The organism is Bacteroides cutis (assembly GCF_900241005.1).
In the GTDB taxonomy this organism is placed as follows: Bacteria; Bacteroidota; Bacteroidia; order Bacteroidales; family Bacteroidaceae; genus Bacteroides; species Bacteroides cutis.
Window position 1 is genome coordinate 206,749 of sequence record NZ_OEST01000003.1, and the last position, 22,810, is coordinate 229,558.

Genomic DNA, 22,810 nt, shown 5'->3' on the forward strand with positions numbered 1-22,810 from the left:
TCACTAGACACTAATCGGTTAATTGTTATATTTTACTTCTGCGATCCCCACTTTGTCATCATTCAGTACAATACGTAGATCGCTGGCAGTAGTTCCTTTGAATGGATAGGAGATAGGTTTACCGTACTCACTTACAGTACCTGAATAAACTGTCAGGAATTGTCCGCCTCCGCCAGAGAGTTGTATTTCAAAGTCAGCAGGCAGTTCGTTGTCACGCACGAAAGTGATAGAAACGTTATTTACTTTAGCTCCATTCTTTAAGGCAAAGGTAATATAATCTCCCTTATTTCCTTGCCAGATGGTATTGATTTTTCCGTCGAGTACATTTCCTGCACTTTCTTGATTAGTATTGGCGGTTACAGGACTAATCGGCTTTTGTGTTTCTAATTCCCGGATTCGCTCTTGATAATCTACTACTTTTAAAGTTCCACTCAAGCGAATATCTTCGGAAGAAGCGCCCGCCATCAGGGTGAAGTCTCCCGGTTCCACTACCCATTTCATATCGGCATCCAACAGCTCCAAATGTTTTCGGTCTATGGTGAAAGTTACTTCCTTGGTTTCACCCGGTTCCAGATGAACGCGTTCAAAGCCGGCGAGATTCTTTTCGTAAGTAGTAACACTGCTCAGTACATCACGCGTGTATAATTGTACTACTTCATCACCGGCGCGTTTGCCGGTATTGGTAACTTTCAGACGTACGATTGCCTGCTGGTCGGGAGTGATGACTTTAGGACTGATTTCCAAGTCGGAATAGTTAAAGGTGGTGTAACTCAAACCGTATCCGAAGGGATAGAGTGCCCCGTTGACGCGTGACATATTTCCGTCAGGTCCCGGGTTTTTCCCTCCGTCAATCTGTGAAGAAGGCTTACAGGGGAAGTTAAAAGGAATTTGTCCCACACTCTTCGGGAAAGTAACCGTCAGTTTACCACCCGGATTGTAATCTCCAAACAGAATATCGGCAATGGCTATCCCCCCCTTGGAGCCGGGATACCATGTCTCGAGAATGGCGGGTACGAACTTATTTGCCCAGTTGATGGAAAGCGGGCGGCCGTTGATGAGTACCAACACTACCGGTTTCCCTGTGGCTTGTACAGCTTGGAGTAACTTCAACTGACGTCCTGGAAGTTCCAGGCTACTGCGCGATTTGTTTTCACCGCAAGTACGTTGTCCGCCTCCAAGCACCACTACCGCCACATCGGCCTGCCGTGCATTTTCAACGGCTTTATCTATCTCGGTTTGTTCGTCGGCGGTCAACGGATATTCTATTATCTCGCTTTCCGGCCAATTGGCATCCACTAGATCGCAACCTTTTGTGTAGAGCACTTTGGCTTTGTCCTTCATCTTATCCTGAATACCTTCCAGAACGGTGGTTACATCTACGGCAAGTGGACCATAATGCGTTAGTGCATACCCCTCTTCGTTAGCATTAGGACCGCATACGGCAATCTTTTTTATGGAATTGATGTCCAGCGGTAAGAGATTGTCTGCATTCTTCAGCAAAACGATGGATTCACGGGATGCCTGCAAAGCGACAGCTTCGTTTTCTTCTTTTTCTACTTCCTTGTCCGCACCTGCAAGATCGGTCTGGTAAGGAGTGTCAAACAGTCCGACAAGGAACTTCACGCGGAGAATGTCACGTACGCGGTCATTGATGACCTCTTCACTCAGTCCACCTTCCTTCACCAGTTCACGAAGCGGAAGTACGTATGAATCTGGTGAGCGGAAAGTACAACGTACATTTAGTCCGGCTTCCACACTTTGGCGTACCGCTTCTTTCATATCTTTGGCAGTGCCATGTTTGGTATAGAGGTATTCTACCGCATCACTATCCGACACCACATAACCACGGAATCCCATTTCCTTGCGCAGGCGGGTAGTGAGCCAGTAGAAGCTTCCTTGAATAGGAATGCCGTCGTAATCATTGTACGAGCTCATTACACCCAGTAACCCCGCTTCCTTGATTACTCGTTTGAAAGGATAAAGATGAATATTTTCCACCTCACGAGGTGAAATCTGCGGATCAAGACGTGCCATGCCTTCACGGGCACCCTTGTTGTTGCTGTATGCGGCAAAGTGCTTGCCGGTTGCTGCTACCTGGTGGTTATGTTGCATACCGCGTACCATTTCGATGCCCAGTTCGGCAACCAGATAAGGAGACTCGCCATACACTTCCTCGTAACGTCCCCAACGCTGGTCGCGACCTACGTCGAGGATAGGAGCATAGACATTGGTATATCCCAGCATACGTGCTTCCCGTCCGGTGATAAGTCCAACCTTGTGAATCAGTTTCCTGTTCCACGTATGTCCCAGTCCTAATTGTGTGGGGAAGTTGGTAGCCCGGTAACTTTCCACACCACGGATACCTTCGTTGGTGAAGTCCACAGGAATGCCGAGACGCGTATCTTCTACAAAGAAACGTTGTACCTCGTTCAGCGCCCATGCATGGCGCGAGGCTGGCCATACGTTTTCATTGTCCGATGGAGGAAGTCCCCACTGCTGGAAGCCGTTCAGGTGCTCGTCTATGGCACCGATACCGTCTTTCCAGAGCTTTTGTTTCCATTCGGGGGTGGGAAGATCATCTTTCAATACACGCTTGTATCCGTAGAGAGTAACCATTTGGCAAGTCTTTTCCTCAAGTGTCATCTGTTGTAATAAGTCTTCGATACGTGCATCAAGTGGAGCGGTGGGGTCTTCGTACACATCCTTTACTCCGTTTTTGTTGAAGTCTATCCAACCTTTACGATACATCTCACTCTTTACCGGTTTGTACACAGCCGGTATTTTCGTAGTTTTTTGCGCTGATAGCATGGCGCCACTACCAAGTAGCAAAGTCGCTACAATTAATTTTCTCATGGTATAGTTTGTTTCAATAATTTCTTCGGGTGTCAAAGATAGTGATTTTGCAGCTATGGAAAAGTATAAAATTGTCCGTAGTATCAGTACTATTTGTCCATTACTCCTCTATTGATATAGGTATTTCTTCTTTCTTGTTTCCACTTTTTACTGGAACGAAAGTTATGGGAAATGTATATTTCACTTTTACAGCCTTTCCATGTTGTGTGCCGGGTTTCCATTTGGGCATCAAGCTTATTATGCGAAGTGCTTCTTTATCTAATTCCGGATTGACATGACGGAGGATGACAGGTTCTGTTACAGAACCGTCTTTATCTATTATAACCTGAACGATGACTCTTTCTTTTTTACTGTTCTCTGTTGTAGCTTGAGGATATTGCAGGCTTTTATCTACGAATTTAAGGAGTTCCGGCATTCCTCCGGGAAATTCCGGCATCACTTCTACTACATCATACACTGCTTCGTCGTATTCTTTTTTCAGTAATCTTACTTGTTGTTCGGAAGCGTCTTGAAACATTTTGGGAGGAATAGGTGTTTTGGAGGCTTGTTCCCATTCTCGCCTTTTGTCTGTCAGTTGGAATTCGCTCATCATGAGTATCTGTCTCCGCCCTATCCAAACTCTATAAAAGAAGCGATAATGTCCCGGTCTGTTGGGATGGACGTCGGGGTAAAGAGATGCTTCAAAAGGAAAACTTCCTTTATGGTTGATGCCATAGGCTATGTCAATGGCAAGTGAGTTGATAGGCAGTTCTCTCCATATACCATTCTCATCCTGATAAGTGATGTAATAGTGTTCGCCGCACTTAATAGTTACACCACTATTATTATAGAGAATAAATTTAATTTTATGACTGTCTGTCGAATATGCGGAATATTCGGGACGGAGATAAATGCCGAGTGTATCGTTTACTCCGGTCTTTTCGTTGATGACAGGAATAGCCGGTCCGTTGAAGCGGAATGCAGGCGAGTCCATGATTTTTTCTCTGAACTCTTTTTGTTTTTCGGGAGTATTCACTATCAAGTCGATATCTATGTAGTGTAAACCGACTCCAAATCCTGTAACATTATTTTTGGTACTTTCATTTTCCAGGTCTTGGAAACGTTTACTCAATTCATCTTGGATAGCTATCAGTTGTTTTTGAGAATAATTGATGCGGTTAGTTGCTTCTATTTTGAATTGTCCGTTTCCTGATATTTTTTCCAACTTTTTATGTGTGGTAGTAGTGTCTCCCTTCATTTGAAAAACGTCAAGATGGGTACCTCCGATAAAGTCTGGACGGTGGGGAGTATCTCCTTTTTCATTCATTTTGCAGGAAGAAAGAAAAAGCGACAAAATTATCAGATGATACTTGTTCATAGTGCGTTTTTTATGTAATGATACAAATTTACGGAAAAAAAGAAATAAAAAAACTGCAGATAATATTTTTTCTTTTCTGCATTTAGTCATGTTTACATGGTTATGATGAAAAAAAATATTTGTTGATAATTGAAGCTTGAATGAAAGATTTTGTATCTTTGCGCTAAAGAAAGCGATAGGGCATGAAAAATAATGTATTATTTATTCCTTTTTCATCCCCCGGCTTAGAAATAAACATCGCAATCTTTTAAAATCATTCCATTATAAGACTCATGGGGTTGACTGGATTTGACAGCGGGCAGAAATGGTGAGTAAGCATGCAGTGCGTCGTTGATTTGCACTTTAATCTCAGTCTTCAAAATTTTATCTGGCGAAAACAATTACGCTCTCGCTGCTTAATCGAAGTATAGTAGATTGAAGCTTAATCCCGGCACCAGGTGCTGGGACGTGACATCACTCGGAAGCTGTTGCTCCGAAGCATTCCGATCCAGTGGTGCAGTTAAATCGGGGATAGTTCGTGCTTGCCTTGAAGTACGGATGAAACTTTAGAGGATAAGGTAACGGTTGATGGCTTTGGTTCTGTCGTTACACGAAAATTTAGGCAAAGATAAGCATGTAGAAAGCTTATGATTTCCTCGTTTGGACGAGGGTTCGATTCCCTCCAGCTCCACGAATGAATTTTGAAACCGTTGGTTTATCCGGCGGTTTTTCTTTTTTTAGGTAAGTTCTTTTGATACTGTATTCATCACGGAAGATACTTTTTGTCTCCGGATCGCCCGTTTTGCTGACACGTCCACTTTTCGAAAAGTCTGAAAATACACGATTTAACGCATAAATATGCGGCGTTTTTACCGAATATTCACTAGTTTCACGCTTCCCGAAGACGGGATATTAACTTCCCACGCGAGAGATATTAACTTCCCATGTGAGAGATGTCAACTTCCGGCGTGAGGGATGTTAACTTCCCTCATGAAAAAAATGAATATTTTTCCTGGGGACACTCTTTTTCTCCTGCAAAAAGAACGTTTTTATATGGACAACCGGCTATTTTCCGTTTATTGGAGTTGTACATATTTTTGTATTTTACTATCCATGAGTAAGATATGGATTTTCGCCCACATATTTTTGCTTGCACCTGTCAATGGGTGGAAATACGCAATTCTCGGGATGCAGAAAATGCAAAGTGTCAAGAAACGAACACAGGCAATGCCGGGGCGGTTCTTTTCGGGGATTGCTGAAACAGATGTATTTCCCCGCTATATCTCTACTGTCTCTTGCCGCCGCGACTTGCCCAACACTGACTATGGAAAAGTATTTGAGTTTTTCGCCGCACATTCCGGACAAAGCCCCTTCAACACATAATTGATACTGTCCAGTGTAAATCCTTTAGGCATCTGAACTATTGGAGTAGGTATATTCTTAAAACAGAAAGTTTTGTTACATTTTTTGCAATGGAAGTGGGTATGCAAGTCTTCTACTTCGCACGAACAACTTTCGCCACATACGGCATACTTCAGGGAGCCGGTACCGTCGTCGATACTATGTATCAGATGGCGGGACAGAAATAGAGTGATGGTACGGAAGATGGTGGATTTATCAACCGTATCAAGTATATTTTCCAGATCGAGCAAGGATACGGAGCGACTGGCCTGCATCATGGCTTTTAGCACCAGCAACCGGTTGGCTGTAGGTTGTATTTCACGCTTTTCCAGTAAATCCAGATATATATTTTCTTCCATATTCAATCTCTTTATTTAATTAGTTTTTGTATACGTATGGCGTTTACTATGGCAATGAGAGCGACACCGACATCGGCAAAGACAGCTTCCCAAAGAGTTGCCAATCCACCTGCTCCCAAAATGAGTACCAGTAACTTAACCCCAAAAGCCAGGGAAATGTTTTGCCATATGACTTTTCGGGTTTGCCTGCCTGCGTGGATGGCAGTCGCAACTTTGGACGGCTGGTCGGTCTGTATCACGATATCTGCCGTTTCTATGGCAGCATCACTACCGAGCCCTCCCATGGCAATACCTACATTACTAAGGGCGAGGACAGGAGCGTCATTGATGCCGTCGCCTACAAAAGCTACTTGATGATTGGCATTCCGGAGAAGCTCTTCAATATGTTTCACCTTTTCGTCGGGTAATAAATTGCCGTAAGCCTGCGCTATTCCCAGTTTTTCTGCAAAGTTAGTGACAATGGCTTGTTTATCTCCCGATAATATCTGAATATTATTGATATTTAATGCTTTCAGATCTTTTATTGCTTTATTGGCATCTTCTTTGAGGGTATCAGATAATAATAAGTAACCTGCATACCGGTTTCCGATAGCACAGACCACCACTGTTCCGACAATGGTTTGTAACTCTTGCGGATAATTTACACCGGATTTGGAAAGTAAACGGGTGTTTCCCACCAAAATACGTTCTCCATTGAGAGTGGTTTCCAGTCCGTAACCGGCAATCTCTGTAACTTCTGTTATGGTAATGGGTGTAACGTTTCGTTGTATGGCATAGTTGACAACGGCTTTTGCTATGGGATGCGTACTGTTCCGTTCCACTGAGGCTATGAGCTGTATTAGTCTTTCTTCGGATATGTCCGGTGCTTGTCGGCAGAATTGTACTTCAAATGTTCCTTGGGTCAGAGTGCCGGTTTTGTCGAATACCACAGTATTGATCTTGGTTATGGCATCCAGGTAATTGCCTCCTTTGAACAGGATACCCAAACGGGATGCTGCACCGATACCTCCAAAATATCCCAGCGGAATGCTTACCACCAGTGCACAGGGACAGGAAATTACAAGGAAAACGAGTGCTCTGTACAACCAATCATTGAAGATAAATGTAAATTGTATGTTTGTTAGAGAGTAAACGAAGGGGAGTAGTACGATAAGTATGGCCAGCCCGGTCACTACTGGCGTGTAGATACGGGCAAACTTACGGATGAAAAGTTCCGCAGGAGCTTTACGTTCGGTGGCGTTCTGTACCATCTCAAGGATGCGGGAGAGAGTACTTTTCTCAAAAGGTCTGGTCACTTCCAGTCTGATGACTTTATTCGTTACAATCATTCCGGCAAGTACCTCTTCACCCTTCCGGATGTTACAGGGAACGCTTTCGCCCGTCAGGGCTGATGTGTTGAATGAACCGAATTCGGTTAACATTGTTCCATCCAGCGGAACGCGTTCTCCTGTTTTTACTTCGATAATTTCGCCGACTTGTACTTTCCGGGGATTTACCACAATGATTTCTTTACCTCTGATTAGAGTGGCTGTTTCCGGTCTGACGTCCAGCAAGGCGCTGATATTCCGTTTGGCTTTACTGACTGCTTTCTCTTGAAAAAGCTCTCCCAGAGAGTAAAATAGCATTACAGCAACCCCTTCAGGGTACTCTCCGATGTAGAAAGCCCCAAGCGTGGCGATGGACATAAGTGTGAATTCACTGAAAATATCTTTGTCTCGAATACTTTCCCAGGCTTCTTTCAGTACTGGTAATCCCACAGGTAGATATGCCAGTATATACCAAAGGAGAGGAATATATCTTTCGCGGAAGAAAGCGGCATCCGTAGCGTCCAATACAATTCCGCTGAATAGCAGGACAGTCGAGAGTAATATTCTCCAATAACTTTTCAGGAGATCATATTTAACGGTGGTTTCTTTTACTTGTTCCCGTTTGTGAGTACAACAACATTTGCAATTATGATGTCCCATAAATCTCTTTTTTTATTTCTGATGCAAAGATAAGGGGAAAAGATATGCAACTTGGTTGCAAAGTGAATTTGCTGCTTGTTAATTTCTTTTCATTCATCAGAAAGAAAACTCTATGTGTGTCAACAATTACAGGGGTGGAGTCGTTATTAAATTCAAAATATATTATATCTTTGTCCACAAAGATGGATTTGTTGAGATTATGAAACAATTCGTTATTTTTGTCTGTATGGTAGTTTACTTGATGCTTGTCGGGTGTAATAATCGACAGGAAATCTCTTCGATGATGGTTGTACAGGATTCTATTTTTACAGATACCCTTCTTGCTGATACCGCTCATATGGATACTGTCCGGATGGAAGTTCCTTTCCGTGAAAAGTTGTTGACTGCCGCTGATATTTCCCTTACCAAAGAATTTCTTTATGATAAATATACACTGGAAGATACTTATCCTTATAAAGATACCGTACGTTCTTTTAAATGGGATGTTATTCGTAATTGTCTGGCATACATTGAGAATATGCAGCGAGATTCTGTGAAATGGGTAGTGTTGCAAAATTATAAAAATCAGAATCGGGAGGCCCCGTTGGTAAAGAAGTTTGTACGGGATGCTTATCGTCGTGTGGCTGATACGTTGGGAGTAGAACGTTATCAATCGGTACCGCTCTATCTTCCTGCCGATACGTTAGTGCCCGAACGTTATGGGCGGGATGGAACTTTGGCATACTTGATAAGAGAGGAGGGGAATTTTGACCGCATACATCCTGTGACATTAGAGGAGGATTGGTTGGCGCCACGCCGATATTTAAAGCGGTTGGCGGATAGTACGGTTTTTGATCGTGTCGTTTTTGTCGACCGTTTGGACCAGAATATTACTACGTTGGAACAGGTGGGAAAAGGTAAGTGGAAGATACGAAGCATGAACCCTGCGACTACCGGGCGGCATGCACCGCCATACGGGCAGGAAACTCCTTTGGGAATGTATCTGGTGCAACAAAAGAAGGAACGCATGATATTTCTCAAGGACGGTTCTACTACGACTGGTGGTTATGCTCCGTATGCAAGTCGTTTTACGAATGGTGCTTATATCCACGGTGTGCCAGTCAATGTTCCTCGTACATCGATGATAGAATATAGTTGGTCCTTGGGTACTGTCCCCCGCTCGCACATGTGTGTGCGGAATGCCACCTCTCATGCCAAGTTCGTTTTTGACTGGGCACCTGTAGAACGTTCCTTGGTGGTGGTTATTGAGTGATACTTGACTTTTTTAACTATCTGTGTGATAGGCGTATGGTAGAAAAGACGTATTTTTGCCACCGTTATTTTCAGTTGGATACTATGCTGCGTTTTTTATTATCAGTTTTATTCTTGTTTGTTCCTTGTGTCCTGTTTATGGATGGCAAGTCATCGGTCCGTACGACAAACGAACCTGATACCACCGCTATGAATAAGATGGAGGCTTATGCAGACTTATACCGTTCCATGCGGTTGGAGGGGGTGATTAAGTGGAAAGCTTTTCGGCAGGCTGTGATTGGGTACTATAAGATAGAAAATCGCCGGAAGGATATACTTACACTGATTGACTTTTCTCGCCCTTCCACTGAAAAGCGTTTGTTCGTTATCGACATGAAGCAACGTAAATTACTTTTTTCATCGGTAGTTTCACATGGAAAGAACAGCGGTGACAATTATGCTACTTCTTTTTCCAATGAATATGGTTCCTATAAAAGTTCACTCGGCTTTTATCTCACAGAATCTACTTATCAGGGGAAAAATGGATATTCGCTCATTTTGAATGGTCTGGAGAAAGGAATTAATGACCGTGCCCGTGAGCGTTCCATTGTGATGCATGGAGCTGTCTATGCCGATCCTTCGGTAGTAAATAAAGGTGGACGTTTAGGCAGAAGTTTTGGTTGCCCGGCTGTTCCTCAAAAATTATCACGTCCCATCATTGATGCCATAAAAGGTGGAAGTGTGATGTATATTTACGCAGAAACACCCGATTATCTGGCTCATAGCTCGGTGTTGCAGGAGGATGACCGAACGAAAGATTATACATATTGATATGGATGCTTTCTACGCTTCCGTAGAACAGCGCGACAATCCGGAATTGCGGGGCAAGCCCGTTGCCGTGGGCCATGCGGAACAGCGGGGAGTGGTAGCGGCTGCCAGTTACGAAGCTCGTCGTTTTGGAGTGCGTTCCGCTATGTCTTCGCAGAAAGCCAAACGTCTCTGTCCGCAACTCATTTTTATTCCGGGGCGTATGGAAAAATACAAATCCGTGTCTCGTCAAATACATGAAATTTTCCATGAATATACGGATATAATTGAACCTATCTCTTTGGATGAGGCTTTTCTGGATGTCACGGAGAATAAACTTGCTATTCCATTGGCTGTGGATATTGCCAAAGAAATTAAACGGGAAATAAGGGAAGAGTTAAATTTGGTAGCTTCTGCCGGTGTATCTTATAACAAGTTCTTAGCGAAGATTGCTTCAGACTATCGTAAACCAGACGGATTGTGTACCATTCATCCCGATCAGGCTTTGGAATTTATCGCCCGTCTCCCGATTGAAAACTTTTGGGGAGTGGGACCGGTTACGGCAAAGAAGATGCATGCTTTAGGTATCCATAATGGAGAACAGCTACGCACACGTTCGCTGGAAATGTTGATGCGCGAATTTGGAAAAGTGGGGAGCATATATTATGATTTTGCCCGTGGAATAGATCTACGCCCGGTGGAAGCGGTTCGTATACGTAAGTCAATTGGCTGTGAACATACCCTGGAGAAGGATATAAATCAGCGTTCGTCTGTAATTATCGAGTTGTATCATGTGGCTGTAGAGTTGGTGAGGCGACTGGAGCAGAAGAATTTCAAAGGAAATACGTTGACGTTGAAAATAAAGTTCCACGATTTCAATCAGATAACACGTAGCATCACGCAGGTGAAGGAATTGACTACGCTCGACGCCATCTTGCCGCTGGCAAAAGAGTTATTGAGGGGGGTAGACTACGAACATCATCCCATTCGCCTGATAGGTCTTTCCGTATCCAATCCACGTGAAGAAAATGATGAAAAAGGAAAGGGGTGGGAGCAGTTGAGTTTTGAATTCAGCGATTGGATATAAGTTTGAAGAGAAATATATCAAACTGTATAGGGTTGAAATAGGATGATTTCCAAAAAGATTATATCTTTGTCCCAACACAAAATAAATTATCTAATTGTAATTATCATGAAGAAAAACACGATTTACCGCATTTCTCTCGTCTTTTGTTTGCTTTTCATGTTGACAATTTCCGTCCGTGCATATACTGAACGGGATATGTTGCAAAAAGCTGTTGGCAGTGAAGAACAATTGAAACAAATACTGATGAAGAATCAGTCGTGGATACCTTATCCTGCTTATAATGATCGTGCCGGATGGGATGCTTTATTGGGTGAAAAGTATAAAACTGCCCTTATCCGTGAGGGAGAAAAACTTTTGAATTATGAATGGTTGTTGGTTCGGGCTACCGATTATCTGGAGTTTGAACGTACTGGTAACCGCTATGTGATGCAAGATCGTCTTAACAAAAACCGCAGTGCCATCAATTCCCTGATGTTTGCGGAATTGGCTGAAGGCAAAGGGCGTTTTATAGACCAGTTGATTAACGGTGTTTATTTGAGTTGTGAAATAACTTCTTGGGTATATTCCGCTCATCTGTCCAGGCAAAGCAACCATCGTTCTCTTCCTGATTTCAGAGAACAGGTAATTGATCTCTCGGCCGGTGGTTATGGAGCTATGCTTTCCTGGGTATATTATTATTTTCATGAGTCTTTTGATAAGGTAAATCCTTCTATTTCAATTTACCTTCGGCAGACTCTGCAGGAACGTATTCTTGATGCGTATATGAATAATGACAGTGAATGGTGGCTGGCTTTTAACTGGAAACCGGGTATTGTTATCAATAATTGGAACCCTTGGTGTAATTCCAATGTCTTGCAGTGCTTTTTATTGTTGGAGAATGATCTGGATAAATTGACGAAAGGCGTGTGGCGTACCATGCAATCAGTGGATAAATTCATAAACTTTGTGAAGGAGGATGGGGCTTGTGAGGAAGGACCTTCTTATTGGCAACATGCTGCCGGTAAGTTGTATGATTATCTCCAAATTCTTTTCGATGGAACAGCCGGCAAAGTATCTTTGTTTCAGGAACCGATGATTCGGAGAATGGGTGAATATATTAGTCGTTCGTATATCGGTAATGGTTGGGTGGCCAATTTTGCCGATGCTTCGGCCAAGGGTGGGGGAGACGCTCAATTGATATATCGTTACGGCCGTGCGGTGGGTAGTGATGAAATGATGCATTTTGCTGCCTACCTGATGAAAGGAAGGCGTTCTTCTGTTCAGTTGGGTGGTGATACATTCCGTTCTTTCCAGACCTTACTTTTCTGTAATGAATTGGAAAAAACGGTGGCAAGTCATGATGTTCCTCCTTGTACCTGGTATCCGGAAACGGAATTTTGTTATCTGACAAATAAAGAGGGATGGTTTTTGGCTGCTAAGGGAGGCTTTAACAATGAAAGCCATAATCATAATGATGTGGGCAGTTTCTCTCTTTATGTAAACACGACTCCTATACTGATTGATGCCGGTGTAGGCACGTATACTCGGCAAACATTTGGTAAAGAACGGTATACTATATGGACGATGCAAAGTAATTATCATAATTTACCGGTGATAAACGGTATTCCTCAAAGTTATGGACAGCAGTATAAGGCAACGGATGTTATTTGTCGGCCGGGCAGGCGTTTCTTCTCTGCAAATATTGCAAAGGCTTATCCGGAGGAAGCTGCGATAAATCGTTGGATCCGTTCTTATTCCCTCGGAGATAGACAACTTACTGTTACTGATGATTTTTCGTTAAAATCGGGTAAAATACCTAATCAAATAAATTTCCTTACTTGGGGAAAGGTTGGTATCTCCGTACCCGGAAAGGTATCTATTGAAGCGCAAGGACAAAAAGTGGTTATAGATTATCCTCGTAATCTTTCGGTTTCTCTTGAAACGATAGAGTTGAAAGATATTCGCCTTTCAAGAGTGTGGGGCGGAGAGATTTATCGTATAGTTTTTAAAGATAAAGAAATACGGACGACAGGAAGTTATAAGTTTGTTATCAAATAAATAATATTATCTTTGTACCTATACAATAAAAACAGAAGCCTATGGGGTGTTTAATGAATATTTTGTGGCTTGTATTCGGAGGAATTTTTACTGCAATAGAATATGTAATGTCCAGTTTACTGATGATGATTACTATTGTCGGAATACCTTTCGGAATACAAACATTGAAAATGGCAGGACTTGCTTTATGGCCTTTTGGAAAAGAGGTACGTAGTGGAGAACGTGCGAGCGGGTGCCTCTATGTGTTGATGAATGTAGTGTGGATTTTGTTCGGTGGCATTTGGATTTGTCTGTCTCATCTGTGCTTTGGCGCATTTCTTTGTATCACGATTATCGGTATTCCTTTTGGTTTACAACATTTCAAACTGGCATCACTGGCATTAGCACCCTTTGGAAAAGATATTGTAACTATCTGACAAAGATTGGATTGTGGTTTTAAAAGAAGAAGAGGGCGGGAAACTTTTCAGTTCTCCGCCCTCATTCATTTTATTTAAAGGTGTTTTTTACATGGTAGCATTAGCTTGCTTTGCAAGCAGTTTTTGGAGTTTGCCATTTAAAGCTTGGCACATAGTCCCGTTTCCCATTGCTTGATAGCGTTTGATACGGTACTGTAACATAAAAATTTCATTAGCATTCTTTTTCATAATCATCTTCTTTTTTTGCCTTCCGCGTTTCGGAAAGCGGTTTATACATCTTTTATTGTTTTCTCTTATTAACGTTGCAAAGATACGAAAAGTTTACGAAAAACATGTTCTATAACATAAAAATATGCATTTCTTTCTTCATTTTCTTAGAAAATTCTCGATTTTGCAATCTGTATATTGCAAATATGTTACATGCCTTTGCAAAATAATTACTATATAATTAAGGTGTAATGGTTTTCTCCACCTGGAAGAAATAATATTTTACTTTCTTTGTAGACACAACTTTGATGATACATTTCAAATAGACTTTCAAATATATTTTCTAAATTTGTAGCTCAACCTTAATAATATTTGCTTATGAAACGAGCTATACGACTCTTTGGGATAGGCTGTTTGATATGTATTCTTGTCTCTTGTGGCAAATCCCATTTTATGACGGATACATCTTATCGCCAACGAGTGGAACAAGACTTCCAACAGAAAAAAACATCAATGCCGCAGGGTAATGATATGTTTGCCATATTCGATACCGATATGTCTACGTACGAACGGGAAGCACTGGAATTTCTCTATGCCTATATGCCTTTGGCGGATATTGCGGACTATCCTGGAGAGTTTCATTTGATGAATGTTCGTGCTTCGCAGCAGACTGCCCGTGAAATGCCTTGGGGGAGAACAATTCCCGAAGAGTTATTTCGCCACTTTGTGCTTCCGGTACGAGTGAATAATGAGTCTTTGGATAGTGCACGGGTGGTGTTCTATAAAGAACTGAAAGACCGGGTAAAGTCTCTGTCTCTATACGATGCTATTTTGGAAGTGAACCATTGGTGTCATGAGAAGGCTATATACACTCCTTCCGATTCACGTACAAGTTCTCCGCTGGCAACGGTTCGTACAGCTTACGGGCGTTGTGGTGAAGAATCTACGTTTTTGGTTGCCGCTCTTCGTTCGGTAGGTATTCCGGCAAGGCAGGTTTATACTCCCCGATGGGCACATACGGATGATAATCATGCCTGGGTCGAAGCATGGGCCGATGGTAAATGGTATTTTCTTGGAGCTTGTGAACCGGAACCCGTCCTGAATTTGGGTTGGTTCAATGCTCCTGCCAGCAGAGGTATGTTGATGCATACTAAAGTTTTCGGACGCTATGAAGGGGTAGAGGAAGTGATGTCCGTCAATCCTAATTATACGGAAATCAATGTAATTGATAATTATGCTCCTACTGCCAAAGCTACGGTAAACGTAGTGGATGAAGAGGGCAAGCCGGTTCCTGATGCACAGGTGGAATTTAAGTTATATAATTATGCCGAGTTTTATACCGTGGCTACTAAGCATACAGGTATCGATGGTACTTGTGGGCTTACTGCCGGTAAAGGCGATATGCTGGTGTGGGCGTCGAAGAACGGACATTTCGGCTTTGCCAAGCTTGCCTTCGGTAAGCAAACGGAACTGGTGGTGAAGCTTGATAAAAAAGAAGGAGATGTTTTTGCGGCAGATTTTGATATTGTACCTCCTGTGGAGAGTGCAAATCTTCCTGAAATAACGCCGGAACAGCGTGCTGAGAATGATAAAAGGCTGGCTCATGAGGATTCTGTCCGTAACGTATATGTAGCTACATTCATGTCGGAAAAGTCTGCTCGTGATTTTGCGAAACGATATAAACTGGATGAGGATGCGGTATCCAAACTTTTAGTTGCTTCCCGCGGTAATCATGGAATTCTTTGTGATTTTATGGCACGTTTGCGTTCTGATAAATCCAAGAAAGGTGGCATTGATCTATTGCAACGGATATCGGCGAAAGATCTTCGTGATGTCAGTCTGGAAGTGTTGATAGATCACATGCTGTCTCGTGTACGTACGAATGCCGAATATTTCCGTAAATATGTTCGTAATCCGCGTGTGAGCAATGAAATGTTGACTCCCTACAAGGCTTTCTTTGGTAAAGTTGTCCCGAAGGAAGAGACCGAAGCATACGTGGCGGAACCGATGAAGTTGGTGGCATGGGTGGCAGAGAATATCCGGATGAACAAAGATTGTAACTTAGGAGGGGCTCCTATCTCTCCCGAGGGGGTATGGAAGTCACGTATGGCAGATAAGCATAGTCGTGATATCTTTTTCGTTTCCATGGCGCGCAGTATGGGTATTCCTGCCCGTATAGATGAAGTGACTGGGAAGGTGCAGCTGATGACGGATGAAGGTGCGATAGATGTAAGTTTTGATAAAACATTGTCCGAGAAACAGTCGCATCAGAAAGGTAAGCTTGTTGCTGAGTATTCTCCGATCAAGTTGTTAGATGATCCTAAATATTATTCTCATTTTACAATATCAAAAATAACTTCTCAAGGTAATTTGCAGTTGCTTACATATGATGAGGGTGATATCGACATGGGTGGTGGTGCCACATGGAGTAATTTATTGAAGAAAGGAACTGAACTGGATCCTGGTGATTATGTTTTGGTAACAGGTACGCGTCTTGCTAGTGGTGGGGTACTTTCCAAAGTTACATCATTCCGTGTGATGCCAGGACAAACCACTCGTGTCAAGTTGGCAATGCGCGAAAGTGAAGATGAGATACAGGTTATCGGGAATTTCAATTCAGAATCTCTCTTCACTCCGTTGTCCGACGACTTCACTCCAGATACTTCTTCTAAACAGAGTTTGTTGCAGGCTTGTGGACGTGGCTATTTTGTAGTGGGGATATTGGGTGTCAATCAAGAACCCACCAATCATGCCATGCGTGATATTGCTGCTTTCAAAACGGATTTGGAAAAATGGGGTCGGAAGATGGTATTGCTTTTCCCAAATGAGACACAATCCAAGAAGTTTGTAAAGGATGCTTTCCCCGATTTTCCCTCTACCATTATATATGGTATAGATACGGATGGTGTTTCCGGCCAGATAACCGAAGCTATGAAGCTGAGACACAAAGACAACTTGCCGATATTTATCATAGCCGATACATTCAATCGAGTCGTGTTTGTCTCACAAGGATATACCATTGGATTGGGTGAGCAGTTGATGAAGGTGGTGAAGGGATTATAGATAATAAATTAGGGGCGTTACGCCCCTAATTTATTATCTAGTTTTGCAATTTTCAATCGTTCTTTTTACCCTTTCCGCTGTTGTTACATTCCGTTTGTACTCATCAATATGGATCGTTCCTCCCATAGAGACAATTTCATTGTGGTATTTCATTCCACTTTTTAATGTCTCTCTTGCTGAAAAATGGAACTCGTGAATACCTGTTTCTTTGGCAATATGTGCAATGTTTGTTTCATTCACTCCACAACCAGCCAATAATGTGATACGTCCTGCTGCTTGTTTCTTAAGCTCTTTCAATAGCATAATACCTTGTTCCGCCGTAGGTTGTTGTCCGGAAGTAAGGATACGGTTACAACCTAAACTGATAATATCTTCTATAGCTTTATGTGGGTTACGGCATACATCAAAAGCACGATGAAACGTTACGGACATGTCTCCTGCTACTTCTATCAATTGTTCCATAAGTGTGATATCTATATCACCCTCTGCCGTAAGACAACCGAAAACCACTCCGTCGGCACCTAGCCGGCGTGCATTGTCGATGTCTTTCAACATGATACGTTGCTCAAGCGGTGAATAAAGAAAATCACCGCCGCGAGGGCGGATAATAACATGTAGTTTCGTTGTAGTTAAAACTTTCCGGGCTATGATTATATCACCGTATGAAGGCGTTGTTCCTCCTTCAGGAATACCGGCACATAACTCTACACGATTGGCGCCGCCCGCCTGTGCGGCAATGCAACTTTCCACGGAGTTGGCGCAGATTTCAAATAGATAATCTTCCATATATCATAAATTCTTTTGTGCAAAAATAACGAAACTATGCGACCTTTGCATCTTCTGTAATAAATAAAAAAGGGTGAATTTATATCCACCCTTTTCCGTCTATTATTTAGAACATTTTTTTACTTCGCGTAACTTACCGCACGTGTTTCACGGATAACGGTAATCTTCACCTGACCCGGATAAGTCATTTCATCCTGAATTTTCTTGGCTATTTCTCCTGAAAGGTTCTCGGTTGCTTTATCGTCAATCTTGTCTGCACCGACAATCACACGCAATTCGCGTCCCGCCTGGATGGCGTATGTTTTCGTTACGCCCGGATAAGACATTGCCAACTGCTCAAGGTCATTCAAACGTTTGATGTAGGCTTCTACGATTTCGCGACGTGCTCCCGGACGTGCACCTGAGATAGCATCACAGACCTGTACGATAGGAGCAAGCAGGGTATTCATTTCCACTTCATCGTGGTGAGCGCCGATAGCATTACAAATGTCAGGCTTTTCCTTGAACTTTTCTGCCAGCTTCATGCCGTAGAGTGCGTGCGGCAATTCCGGTTCTTCGTCGGGCACTTTACCTATATCATGCAACAATCCTGCACGTTTTGCTTTCTTTGGGTTCAGTCCCAGTTCCGATGCCATCACGGCACAAAGGTTGGCCGTTTCACGAGCATGTTGCAACAAGTTCTGACCGTATGAAGAACGATATTTCATCTTACCGATGATACGGATAAGTTCAGGATGCAAGCCGTGGATACCCAAGTCGATGGTAGTACGTTTACCGGTTTCAATGATTTCTTCCTCCACCTGCTTACGCACTTTGGCTACCACTTCTTCGATACGTGCCGGATGGATACGTCCGTCCGTAACAAGCTGATGCAATGCCAAACGGGCTATTTCACGACGAACCGGATCGAAAGCAGATAATACAATTGCTTCCGGAGTATCGTCTACTACGATTTCAACGCCGGTAGCAGCTTCCAAAGCACGGATATTACGTCCTTCACGACCGATAATACGTCCCTTGATTTCGTCCGATTCAATGTGGAATACTGTTACAGAGTTCTCGATAGCTGTTTCAGTGGCTACACGTTGGATAGACTGTATTACGATGCGTTTTGCTTCTTTGCTTGCCGTTAGTTTGGCATCATCCATAATATCGTTGATGAAAGATTGAGCTTGCGTTTTTGCCTCTTCTTTCAAAGACTCTACCATGCGTTCTTTTGCTTCTTCGGCAGACAGCCCGGAAATAGCTTCCAGTTTCTCTATCTCTTGGCGCTGTAAATGTTCCAATTCTTCTTTCTTCTTGTCAACGATTACCAATTGGGCTTCCAGATTTTCCTTGACAGCTTCAGCTTCCATTTTTTTACGCTGAATTTCTTCCTGGCGCTGGTTCAATACCAGTTCACGTTGTTTCAGCTTGTTTTCCGCTTGTTGTATCTTTTGGTTACGGATGGCTACTTCTTTTTCCAAGTCTGCTTTCTTGTTCAGGAATTTTTCCTTTACTTCCAGCAACTTATTCTTTTTAATCACTTCCGCTTCTGTTTCGGCTTCTTTCAGGATACTGTCGTACTTGGACTTCAAACCGTGCTTGAAGAACAAATAAGAAGCAAATCCTCCGGCGATGAGGCAGGCAATGGATACTACTATTGTAACTACTGTCATTTTATTAATTTGTTTTTAAGTATATAAATAAAAAACACTGCATAAAAGTCTGTATCCATTCATGGACAAGACTTTTGTACAGTGCGCGAATATTATCTCTTTAAGTCAACCCAAACAGAAGATAGATTATTTGTTATTCTTTAAAATAAGATTCCAATACTTCCGTCAGTTCTTTTATTTTATCCGTATATGGTTCGGTATCATTACGTTCCTTCAATTGTAGGTTCTCCAAGGCAAATTGATAAGCCACCATGGCTATAATTCTCTCCGGAGATATATTCTGATAATGTTCCCGATACGCATTGAGCCGGATATCTACCTGTTTGGCTGCTTCTCTTACCATTTCCTCATCCTCACGTTTAATTGTAAGGGGGTAGGAAGCTCCTGCCATTTGCAGGTTTATCTTTATCTTATCGTTCATACATCTATTTTCCTTTATTCATTTAACAAGGCGATGCATTTATCGACTTCACGCACTAATTTGGACAATCGCAGCTTCGTCTCTTTTACGTCACTGCCGTTAAGGCTGATTGTCGTAGCTGTTTTTAGGTTCGTGTAGCTCAACTCCAGCTCTTTATATTCCGCCTGTACCTTCTTGTATTCTTCCTCTTTATCTTCGAGAAGTTGCTTAAGTTCAGCATTTTCGCGCTTTAATTCATCATGCAGATAGATTAAATGTCGCAATCTGGCTTCAAAGGTACTTAATAGCTTCTTTTCTTCGTCTGTCATTACTACACCAAAATTGTACACAAAAATACAATTTAGTTGTAGATTACAAAAGCTTTTCAAGGAAAATATCTCTATAATGTCCGATTATTGCGTTTTTTTCTTTATTTCTTCATTTCTTTACCGTTTTTTTTCAATACAAAAAGTTTTTCATTCTTCATTGATATAAATCCTATTTATCTTATAACCGGTATAGTAGTGAATAAATCCATCTTCTTCTGTATGCTGATATAAACATCCTTTATGCTTGAAGTACCTTTCGTGCCTTTGTTTTAATTAGTCTTGTTTCTAAAGGAATTTTGTATCGTATGAAATTTATGTTTGTGTGATAGGTCGTTTATCGGAGACATCGGGGTAGTAGATATGTAGTGGTAATTGGTTTGATATACTTGATAAATTCTTTTGAGCCGTATTCATTACAGAAGATATGGGTGTTCACGGAATTTTTAACCGGACGAACGAAATGCCTGAGGTCATATGTTTTGAGATCAATTTGACAAATTGATCTCAAAACATTACTTATCATCCGCTTTTTGTTTGCTAACCACTTGTTTTACTGACATGCCCGTTTCTCGAAAAGTTCGGGATTGTACGATTTAATGCATAAATATGCAACTCTTTTACCGAATGCCCACTGATTTCGTGTTTCCCAAAGGTAGGATATTAACTTCCGGCGCGAGGGATATTAACTTCCCGTGCGAGAGATATTAACTTCCGTCGTGAGGGATGTTGACTTCCCTCATGAGAAAGATGAAGATTTCTTCTGAAAACACTCTTTTTCTTCCGCAAAAAGAGCGCTTTTACATGGATAAACGACTATTTCCCGTCTATTAGGGTTGTATATATTTCTGTATTTCGCTATTCATTAGGAAGATACGGATTTTCGTTCGCATATTTCCGCTTGCACCTGCCAACGGGTGAAAATACGCTGTTCTCGGGATGCGGAAAGTGCAAAGTGTCAAAAACGTACGCAAGTAATGCTGAGGCTGTTTTCTTTAGGATTGCTGAAACAGGTGCATTTCCCCATTAAATCTCTACTGTATCCACTTATCTCATTTCCTGATTAAAAGAGAGTCTTTATTTGATTATTCAATAAATTAATTTATTGAATAGTTTGGTTTATAAAATAAACTACTTATCTTTGTATCGGAATCCGAACCCTGGATGTGTTTTTTAGTATATATGGTTTTAAAAAAGTATGCTTGTGAAAACGGTGGATCATTTCTTGATTTGTTTAATTTAATGCGATGAAAAATGGAAACTTGTTTTTTGTATTTGCTTATTGGTAATTGGGCATTGATGTTTTTTTTGATACAGAACACCTATGATGTGGAAAAATAAAAAGTGAACTATGGAAGATAAAAGACTGAATGAGAAAGAGAGTTTAGAACTCATCGCTCAAATGATTCAAAACACGAAACAGAGGATGGCAAAGAATGCTGGAGCTCCTTTTTTAATATGGGGCTATACGACAATAATCATATCTTTGTTGGTTTGGTTCTTGCTGAAAGAGACGGGAGATTACAATTGGCAATGGCTGTGGTTTTTGCTTCCTGCGGTAGCCCTTCCCTTTACATTGTGGGCCACACGTAATCAGGAGAAGTTAGTGTTCACCTATATGGATCGCGTAGTAGGATATGTATGGATGGTATTTGGTATAGGGGCATTCTTTGTGTCGTGTGTGTCTATCATCTTTTGGAGTATGTCTGTACTCTTTGTCATTTTACTGATGATGGGGATGGGAACAGCGCTGACAGGGCTTATCATAAAGATGAAAGTGGTGACGGTGTGTGGAACCTTGGGTGCATTGGCCTCGGCTGGATGTGTTTGTGTGCATGGTTTGAATCAGATTTTGATTTTCGCATTTGCTTTTGTCTTTATGATGATTATACCGGGATATTATTTGAATGGTAAGGCGAGGAAAGCAATGGTATGATAAGGTAGAATATGGAAAGAAAACAATTGTTATGTTTAAAGAACTGAATCCTTTGCTCCATTCTGAACTGCGGCTTGCGGTGATGTCGTTGCTTATCAGTGTCGAAGAGGCTGATTTTGTCTATATCCGCCATCAGACGGGAGCGACAGCCGGAAATCTCAGTGTACAGATAGATAAACTTGGCAAGGCGGGGTATGTGGAGGTGACCAAGACATTCAAGGGGAAGATGCCCTGTACGATTTGTAAGATTACTCCGCAAGGAGTAGATGCTTTTGAAGAGTATGTTGAAGCGTTGAAGAGTTATATCATGAAATAATTATTTTGGAAAGTAATGAGATAAAGAATAGAAAGTATGAGAATTTTGGTTACTTATGCCGTTCAGGGCGAATTTACGGAACTGAAGTTTCCCGGTTTGATAGGGGAAGACGAGGTACAAATCGGTTATCTCCGTACTGGAGTGGGAAAGGCTAAATCTGCGTTTTACCTTTCGGAAGCAATCAGTCATGGACAACCGGATTTGGTTATTAATGTGGGTACGGCGGGGAGTATTCATCATCAGGTAGGAGATATATTGGTATGCCGTCATTTCATAGACCGTGACATGCAGAAGCTGGTGGATCTTGGTGTGGAATATGAGATTGAGTCAGCCGGCTTGTTGGTGCAGAAAGGTTATTGTTTACACTGGAAAGGTGGGGGGATATGTAACACGGGAGATACCTTCTTGACAGAATTATCGGATGTAAAAGGTGATGTTGTCGATATGGAAGCCTATGCGCAAGCATTAGTGTGCCGTGCTAAGAATGTGCCGTTTATTTCAGTGAAGTATGTGACGGATATTATCGGGCAAAATTCCGTGAAGCATTGGGAAGATAAACTTGCTGATGCAAGAAAAGGACTGGGACGTTTTTTTGAAGAAATTGGGGGAGTAGTGAGATCGTAAA

At 42.1% G+C, this 22,810-nt stretch carries 18 protein-coding genes and 1 other RNA gene; 10 read left to right on the top strand and 9 right to left on the bottom strand.

From position 1 onward, the window contains the following. Positions 1–18 precede the first annotated feature (18 nt). Both C1A09_RS08140 and C1A09_RS08145 read right to left on the bottom strand, forming a co-directional pair. Positions 19–2,853, bottom strand: coding sequence for a beta-glucosidase (locus tag C1A09_RS08140; RefSeq protein WP_101543438.1), 2,835 nt, complete (start codon positions 2,851–2,853; stop codon positions 19–21). A 100-nt stretch (positions 2,854–2,953) separates the two neighbouring features. After that, positions 2,954–4,210 carry an energy transducer TonB gene (locus C1A09_RS08145; RefSeq protein WP_101543081.1) on the bottom strand — a complete coding sequence of 419 codons (1,257 nt, stop codon included), beginning with the start codon at positions 4,208–4,210 and terminating at the stop codon, positions 2,954–2,956. Positions 4,211–4,484: 274 nt separating this feature from the next. On the opposite strand from C1A09_RS08145, the gene ssrA reads away from it, so the two are divergent. Further along, positions 4,485–4,883: a transfer-messenger RNA gene (gene ssrA / locus C1A09_RS08150) on the top strand. Between the two features lie 628 nt (positions 4,884–5,511). Here ssrA and C1A09_RS08155 read toward each other — a convergent pair. Then, on the bottom strand, positions 5,512–5,949 hold the full coding sequence (locus C1A09_RS08155; RefSeq protein WP_101543082.1) for a Fur family transcriptional regulator: 438 nt from the start codon (positions 5,947–5,949) through the stop codon (positions 5,512–5,514). 11 nt (positions 5,950–5,960) lie between these two features. After that, entirely contained in the window at positions 5,961–7,916 is a 1,956-nt protein-coding gene (locus C1A09_RS08160; protein ID WP_101543083.1) for a heavy metal translocating P-type ATPase, read from the bottom strand. A 199-nt stretch (positions 7,917–8,115) separates the two neighbouring features. On the opposite strand from C1A09_RS08160, the gene C1A09_RS08165 reads away from it, so the two are divergent. From C1A09_RS08165 to C1A09_RS08185, 5 genes are all read left to right on the top strand, one after another. Continuing rightward, the gene (locus tag C1A09_RS08165; RefSeq protein ID WP_101543084.1) at positions 8,116–9,168 is read left to right on the top strand and encodes a L,D-transpeptidase; all 1,053 of its coding nucleotides are present in this window, start codon (positions 8,116–8,118) and stop codon (positions 9,166–9,168) included. 83 nt (positions 9,169–9,251) lie between these two features. Beyond that, the gene (locus C1A09_RS08170; RefSeq protein WP_101543440.1) at positions 9,252–9,977 is read left to right on the top strand and encodes a murein L,D-transpeptidase catalytic domain family protein; all 726 of its coding nucleotides are present in this window, start codon (positions 9,252–9,254) and stop codon (positions 9,975–9,977) included. Continuing rightward, positions 9,949–11,040 (top strand): DNA polymerase IV, encoded by a 1,092-nt coding sequence (dinB, locus tag C1A09_RS08175; protein WP_101543085.1) that lies wholly within the window; start codon positions 9,949–9,951, stop codon positions 11,038–11,040. Before C1A09_RS08170 ends, dinB begins: the two co-directional genes overlap by 29 nt. A gap of 105 nt (positions 11,041–11,145) precedes the next feature. Next, positions 11,146–13,077, top strand: a complete 1,932-nt coding sequence (locus C1A09_RS08180; protein WP_180949195.1) for a heparinase II/III domain-containing protein — start codon at positions 11,146–11,148, stop codon at positions 13,075–13,077. A 41-nt stretch (positions 13,078–13,118) separates the two neighbouring features. After that, positions 13,119–13,493 (top strand): YccF domain-containing protein, encoded by a 375-nt coding sequence (locus tag C1A09_RS08185; protein WP_101543087.1) that lies wholly within the window; start codon positions 13,119–13,121, stop codon positions 13,491–13,493. Between the two features lie 87 nt (positions 13,494–13,580). Here the strand turns inward: C1A09_RS08185 and C1A09_RS16335 are convergent, their stop codons facing one another. Next, positions 13,581–13,721 carry a hypothetical protein gene (locus tag C1A09_RS16335; protein WP_180949196.1) on the bottom strand — a complete coding sequence of 47 codons (141 nt, stop codon included), beginning with the start codon at positions 13,719–13,721 and terminating at the stop codon, positions 13,581–13,583. 357 nt (positions 13,722–14,078) lie between these two features. Between C1A09_RS16335 and C1A09_RS08190 the strand changes: the two genes are divergently transcribed. Next, positions 14,079–16,763: a transglutaminase family protein gene (locus tag C1A09_RS08190; RefSeq protein ID WP_101543088.1), complete on the top strand. Its 2,685-nt coding sequence runs from the start codon at positions 14,079–14,081 to the stop codon at positions 16,761–16,763. Between the two features lie 33 nt (positions 16,764–16,796). Here the strand turns inward: C1A09_RS08190 and C1A09_RS08195 are convergent, their stop codons facing one another. From C1A09_RS08195 to C1A09_RS08210, 4 genes are all read right to left on the bottom strand, one after another. Continuing rightward, entirely contained in the window at positions 16,797–17,549 is a 753-nt protein-coding gene (locus C1A09_RS08195) for a copper homeostasis protein CutC (RefSeq protein WP_101543089.1), read from the bottom strand. 119 nt (positions 17,550–17,668) lie between these two features. Next, positions 17,669–19,207 carry a ribonuclease Y gene (gene rny / locus C1A09_RS08200; protein WP_101543090.1) on the bottom strand — a complete coding sequence of 513 codons (1,539 nt, stop codon included), beginning with the start codon at positions 19,205–19,207 and terminating at the stop codon, positions 17,669–17,671. Between the two features lie 133 nt (positions 19,208–19,340). Further along, a complete protein-coding gene (locus tag C1A09_RS08205) occupies positions 19,341–19,628 on the bottom strand; it encodes a cell division protein ZapA (RefSeq protein ID WP_101543091.1) in 288 nt (95 codons plus the stop codon). Positions 19,629–19,642: 14 nt separating this feature from the next. Then, positions 19,643–19,936 (bottom strand): coiled-coil domain-containing protein, encoded by a 294-nt coding sequence (locus C1A09_RS08210; RefSeq protein WP_101543092.1) that lies wholly within the window; start codon positions 19,934–19,936, stop codon positions 19,643–19,645. A gap of 1,348 nt (positions 19,937–21,284) precedes the next feature. On the opposite strand from C1A09_RS08210, the gene C1A09_RS08215 reads away from it, so the two are divergent. The 3 genes from C1A09_RS08215 to C1A09_RS08225 are packed head-to-tail and all read left to right on the top strand — an operon-like array spanning position 21,285 to position 22,809. Beyond that, positions 21,285–21,869, top strand: coding sequence for a hypothetical protein (locus tag C1A09_RS08215; protein ID WP_101543093.1), 585 nt, complete (start codon positions 21,285–21,287; stop codon positions 21,867–21,869). 31 nt (positions 21,870–21,900) lie between these two features. Then, entirely contained in the window at positions 21,901–22,185 is a 285-nt protein-coding gene (locus C1A09_RS08220; protein ID WP_101543094.1) for a winged helix-turn-helix domain-containing protein, read from the top strand. A gap of 36 nt (positions 22,186–22,221) precedes the next feature. Then, the gene (locus C1A09_RS08225; protein ID WP_101543095.1) at positions 22,222–22,809 is read left to right on the top strand and encodes a phosphorylase family protein; all 588 of its coding nucleotides are present in this window, start codon (positions 22,222–22,224) and stop codon (positions 22,807–22,809) included. The last annotated feature ends 1 nt before the right edge of the window (position 22,810 follow it).